Below are 5,020 nucleotides of genomic sequence, written 5' to 3' on the forward strand. Positions count from 1 at the left end.
ATCTCCAGTCACAGTTACTGTCGATCAAGTCAAAGCGGCACCTTCCAAAATTCAGCAACAAGTGTACTTCATCCCGCGCGGCTGGACGAAGGCTCAAGCACTCCAACCGATTCTCGAACTCGAACAGCCAGAATCGGCGATCATCTTCGTGCGGACGCGTAAAGCTGCTGCCGAACTCACCAACCAACTGCAATCTGCCGGACACAGTGCCGATGAGTATCATGGCGATCTGACCCAAACTCAACGCGAACGCCTGCTGACTCGCTTCCGCAGCGACAAAGTCCGCTGGATTGTGGCAACCGACATTGCCGCACGCGGTTTGGATGTAGACCATCTCAGCCACGTCATTAACTACGATCTCCCCGATAGCGTGGAAAATTACATCCACCGGATCGGTCGGACGGGTCGTGCGGGTAAAGAAGGCATCGCTATCTCCCTGATTCACTCGCTCGATCGTCGCAAACTCCAAGCGATCGAACGTCGGGTCAAGCAGTCCCTCGCCGTCTGCCAAATTCCTACTCGCGCTCAAGTTGAAGCCGCACACGTCCAGAAGATTCAAGGCAAAGTCCAAGAAGCACTTTCTGGCGAACGGGTCGCATCCTTCTTGCCGATTATCGCCAAGATGAGCGAAGAATATGACGTCCATACTGTTGCCGCAGCCGCGCTGCAATTGGTTTACGACCAAACTCGTCCCGCATGGCTCGATATGGAAGAACCCCAAATGCAAGAGCGCGATCGCTCCTCGAACAGCTACAAGCCTCGCGGTGGCAGCGATCGTCGCAGTGGTGGCGGTGGCGGTGCTGGTGGCAAACCAGTCCTCCGCACCGGTGGTGGTGGCGGTGGCGGTGGCGGTCGTTACGATCGGCGCGATAGCACTCCCCGCAACGAAAGCAGTCGCTACGAGCGCGATGGCCGCGACAACCGTGGTTACCGTAGCGAAGAACGAGTGTAATCGGTCTGGGCGGTTGCAGGCCGCTTGTTGACGCTTAAATTAAGATGTTTAGTCATCAGTAAAAGGTGGGCTATGCCCACCTTTTTGATGTGGGTATGGTTGAGCCGAGCGAACTGGCCATTTCGCTCGGCAATTCCCAAGATTAGCAACAAGATCGCTACTCAAAAAATAGATCGCTCATCCACAGACGTGATAATTTAAGTAAGGGTGTAAAAGTTTGTGAAAAAACATTAAGATATAGTGTCGAGGGTGCAGACCGAACATCTGCCGATTCATACTAAAGCATCGACCCCACAGCAGTTGTCAGTTGTTATTGTTCGGCATTGCCGACTTCTAGCTCAGAGACGATCTCAGCTAGGCTGGGGCAACAATAATGACTGCATATCGCCAACCGCGATCCAGTCCGAGTCCACCGATCGAACCGATCGACTGTCACAATCTCGAAGGTGATGCTATATTACTGCAACAGTTTTTTGTCTGCTAAAAAAATTTGAGGCGATTCCCCCTCGGGGAAACCCTGCAAGCAAGCTAATTTAATTCCAGTCTGGAGGAATTTGTATATGTCTATTCGTTTATATGTGGGCAACTTACCAAAATCTGATGTAGAGCGGGAAGAACTTCAAACCGTTTTTGCTGATGCTGGCGAGCTAGTTTCTGTCAAAGTGATCAAAGATCGCAAAACTGGTAAATGCCGGGGATTTGGCTTTGTCACCGTCGAGACGGAAGAGCAAGCCGACCAGATCGTCGAAAAGTACAACGGTACGATGTTCCAAGAATTGCCGATCAAAATTGAAAAAGCCCTGCCCAAAGCTAAAGGGCAAGACGATGAAGATGGCGAGCAAAGCGAATCAGCCGAGCCTAGAGAACCCAGCAGTGTTCCTAAACCAAATCTCAGCAATAAAGGGAGTAACAGTAATGCCGATACGCCGCGCCGCAGTAGTGGTGGTGCTAAAAAAGGCGGTCGCAAAGAAGGTGGCAAAAATAATAGCAGTACCACTAATTACACGACAAGTACCAGTACCGATTTTCAACCAGATCCTCGGTGGGCGGGTAAACTCGCCGAACTCAAAGATAAATTAGCTCAATCTGGCAATCTCTAAGTTTGGATTCATTGTCTAACTAGAGACGATAGACTGCAATTGCTTGCAGATAAATAGCTTTGTTGCTAGAGAGAAAATCTCTCTAGCAATTTTTTGTGGCTTGGGTGCCATTAGAGTGGCGGCTCGTCAAAAGTCGCATCCAGATCGGGATCGGCAGTACCATCGCTACTAGCTGACAAAGATGCTCGGGGCGATGCTGACATTCGATCGTCCGTCCGCGAGTCACCAGCACGCCAGGTTTGCCATGCCGCCTTGACACCCACCCAGACACTGCGAGTACCTGTTTGGAGATTACCAGCCTGCTTTTTGACCTCTACCAAACTCAGATCGACTTGCTGTGCCACGGCGGAGGCACTTTGGACGCCTTGAGACATTTCCTCACTCAGATCGCTCAATTCTAAGCTGGCTAGTCTGATGGCCTCTAGAGTAGGCGGTAATTCCCGATCGAGCCTGTCGAACAACTTCTCGGCACTGCGAGCGGCTCTCGATAGGTCTTGAATCGCGGGAAAAGCAGCGACAACCAGTGCTGTCAAACTGACAGCAACCAGCAAAATTGAGCCTCCCAGAAATAGTAATGGATCGATAATGGTCAAAATGAAGCGATCGGCGTGAATCGATCGGTGATGAGTCAAAAAAAATTACTTGTCGATCTCGTGCGGGGATCGCTCGCGGGTCGAGGCTTCGAGTTCTGCCAGGGATTGACTAGCCGTAATACCTGCCGCGATCGCCGTAGCCAATCGATCGAGTGTTTCCTGCCACCGTTCGCCAGCGGCTACTGAGAGCTTGTCGGCCTGAAGCTGGACGCTACTAGAGATATCCTCGGCCATTTGGGGGACTGCCGTTAAAGTTTTCCCCAAAATTTTGCGCGTATCTCGTCCCGTCCGAGGAGCCATCAGCAGCGCGGTAACAGTGCCAATTGCCGCACCGATCGCGATGCCGCCGATAAATGTGCTGCGGTGTTTATCTGCCATAGATCGATACTACTTAACCGAATATGTATTAGTTTAGACCAATCTTGGAGCGTTGCCATCCGGCTCGATCGGTTGGAGATCGGCTTACCTACTAAAGTACCCACCAATCGAGTCTAACCCCCGTCACGATCCAAGATCGCAGATCGCCCGATCCCGAGATCGCAAGTCAGTTGCCTTGCGATCTCGACACTAGCTTGTTAGGATTTATCGTTAGAATCGAGGGTTGGTTTGTCAGGAGTATGCACGATCGCGCGCAGTCGCAGCCAGACAGTCATCACCAAGAGGATGGCAATCCCGATCGCCGTCACCACGATCGCCATTTGTCTGATTCCTGGTTGTAACCGCATCGCAATCATCCCGCCAGCCAAAGCAATTGCCCATAAAATCACCGCCGAATGTCGCTGCGAAAATCCCTGTGCTAACAACCGATGATGTAAATGATCTTTCCCCGGCGTGCTGAGGGGATTGCGCCCTGACAACAACCGCTTGATAATTACTTGGCTCGTATCCACAACTGGCACGACTAACACCATAATTGTCGGGATCAGCGAAGTGACTGTGGTAACTTTGGCACTGCCCAAAATACTGATAGCAGCCAAGACATAGCCCAGGAAGTAAGCTCCCGCATCACCCATAATAATCCGCGAGGGATGATAATTGTGACGTAAGAAGCCCAAGGCCGCTCCCGCTACTGCGGCAGCGATTAACGTTGCCGCCGCTCTGGCCTCAAATTGAGCGGAGGCAGCTAAAATCGTCATGGCAGTAATAAAACTCACCCCACCAGCCAATCCATCCATCCCATCCATCAAGTTCACGGCATTAGTAATGCCCACAACCCAGAACACCGTCAGGACGATCGATAAAACGTTATCGATCGGCGCGCCAAAGTAAGAAATGTGAATTTGAATGTGACAGACGACCAACAATAGTGACGCTAAAAGTTGGACGACTAACCGAAACAGCGCAGGCAATCCCTCTGGTAACTGATCGTCAATAAAGCCAACCAACACTAGTACCGAGCCACCTAATAAGATTGCCAAGATCGATACTTGAACCTTGGCTATGACGATCGGTGCGAGACAGCCAGCGAGAATAATCGCCGCGATGACCCCTGCATAAATCGCTAACCCCCCCGCATTGGCTAGTGGCTCCTGATTGAGTCTGCGGGCGTTGGGTTGATCTGCCCAGCCAACTTTGAGTGCGAAAGTGCGGACTTTAGGAATGAATAAATAGGTGACTATCCAAGCAAACATAAAAGTTAGCACTACGGAGAGCCAGCCGCGCCCATGCGGTTCGGCAACCCCAATTGAATTCATAAAATTCTCAAAAGTCATGCAGGTCCCTGTTTAGATCGATCGTGGCTATGGTGATGCAAATGAATGACTGGTTTGTGGCTATTGTCTACCTCTGTCGGCGCACAAGTCAAACATACTCCAAAAAATTCGAGAGTATGGTAGTAAATTTTAAACTGGTGGAGCGATTCTAGTCTGTGTTCTAATTCTTCGACCGGACATTCATCGATCGGAATCGATTGCCCGCAGTGCAAGCAAGTCAGATGATGTCTGTCTGCTTGGACACAACTATACAACGATTCGCCCGTCGATAATGTCCGACCTTGAACGACCCCTTCCAATTTTAGACTCTCAAGGGCACGGTAGACAGTAGCTAGCCCGACGGCTCGATCGCGAGCGCGCAACTCGACATAAATATCCTGAGCCGAAATTGCCCGATCGCATTGCTTCAGGAGTTGTAAAATACGTTCTTGGCTGCGAGTGCGATCGGATTTCATGTTTTTTGAGCGGGGAGCGGGGAGCGAAAAGTGCGGTCTTGGGGTTTCCCCTGCTTGGGTATGGGTTACGGATGGGGAACCCATCCGACCCAACTCCGCTGTCTTGTCTTGACGCACACAACTGGGAGGAAACCTCCCAGTCGATGCGTCGCTGTCTCACCTTTTTTGACGGGGAACCCGTCCAAAGGTGAGCCGCAAGTAAAGCACC

At 51.2% G+C, this 5,020-nt stretch carries 7 protein-coding genes; 2 read left to right on the plus strand and 5 right to left on the minus strand.

The features are described from left to right. A partial coding sequence (locus RMO84_RS08560; RefSeq protein WP_310488048.1) for a DEAD/DEAH box helicase occupies positions 1-952 on the plus strand: 952 nt, incomplete at its 5' end. A gap of 310 nt (positions 953-1,262) precedes the next feature. Here RMO84_RS08560 and RMO84_RS08565 read toward each other — a convergent pair. Next, positions 1,263-1,388: a hypothetical protein gene (locus tag RMO84_RS08565; protein WP_310488049.1), complete on the minus strand. Its 126-nt coding sequence runs from the start codon at positions 1,386-1,388 to the stop codon at positions 1,263-1,265. A 124-nt stretch (positions 1,389-1,512) separates the two neighbouring features. On the opposite strand from RMO84_RS08565, the gene RMO84_RS08570 reads away from it, so the two are divergent. After that, positions 1,513-2,052 carry an RNA-binding protein gene (locus RMO84_RS08570; protein ID WP_310488051.1) on the plus strand — a complete coding sequence of 180 codons (540 nt, stop codon included), beginning with the start codon at positions 1,513-1,515 and terminating at the stop codon, positions 2,050-2,052. Between the two features lie 110 nt (positions 2,053-2,162). On the opposite strand, the gene RMO84_RS08575 is transcribed toward RMO84_RS08570, so the two are convergent. The 4 genes from RMO84_RS08575 to RMO84_RS08590 all read right to left on the minus strand — a co-directional run bounded on the left by RMO84_RS08575 (position 2,163) and on the right by RMO84_RS08590 (position 4,812). Further along, complete coding sequence (locus RMO84_RS08575; protein ID WP_310488052.1) at positions 2,163-2,684, minus strand: DUF948 domain-containing protein; 522 nt, start codon at positions 2,682-2,684, stop codon at positions 2,163-2,165. Between the two features lie 6 nt (positions 2,685-2,690). Next, positions 2,691-3,023 carry a YtxH domain-containing protein gene (locus RMO84_RS08580; protein WP_310488054.1) on the minus strand — a complete coding sequence of 111 codons (333 nt, stop codon included), beginning with the start codon at positions 3,021-3,023 and terminating at the stop codon, positions 2,691-2,693. Between the two features lie 197 nt (positions 3,024-3,220). After that, positions 3,221-4,357 carry a glycosyltransferase family 4 protein gene (locus tag RMO84_RS08585; RefSeq protein WP_396135804.1) on the minus strand — a complete coding sequence of 379 codons (1,137 nt, stop codon included), beginning with the start codon at positions 4,355-4,357 and terminating at the stop codon, positions 3,221-3,223. Continuing rightward, complete coding sequence (locus RMO84_RS08590; RefSeq protein ID WP_310488058.1) at positions 4,354-4,812, minus strand: Fur family transcriptional regulator; 459 nt, start codon at positions 4,810-4,812, stop codon at positions 4,354-4,356. Before RMO84_RS08590 ends, RMO84_RS08585 begins: the two co-directional genes overlap by 4 nt. Between the last annotated feature and the right edge of the window lie 208 nt (positions 4,813-5,020).

The organism is Chamaesiphon sp. VAR_69_metabat_338, assembly GCF_031423935.1.
Lineage (GTDB): Bacteria > Cyanobacteriota > Cyanobacteriia > Cyanobacteriales > Chamaesiphonaceae > Chamaesiphon.

What these genes read in the sequence shown, in the direction of transcription:
- RMO84_RS08590 (WP_310488058.1), bottom strand. Translation starts at nt 4,812, where the DNA reads ATGAAATCCGATCGCACTCGCAGCCAAGAACGTATTTTACAACTCCTG.
- RMO84_RS08585 (WP_396135804.1), bottom strand. Translation starts at nt 4,357, where the DNA reads ATGACTTTTGAGAATTTTATGAATTCAATTGGGGTTGCCGAACCGCAT.
- RMO84_RS08580 (WP_310488054.1), bottom strand. Translation starts at nt 3,023, where the DNA reads ATGGCAGATAAACACCGCAGCACATTTATCGGCGGCATCGCGATCGGT.
- RMO84_RS08570 (WP_310488051.1), top strand. Translation starts at nt 1,513, where the DNA reads ATGTCTATTCGTTTATATGTGGGCAACTTACCAAAATCTGATGTAGAG.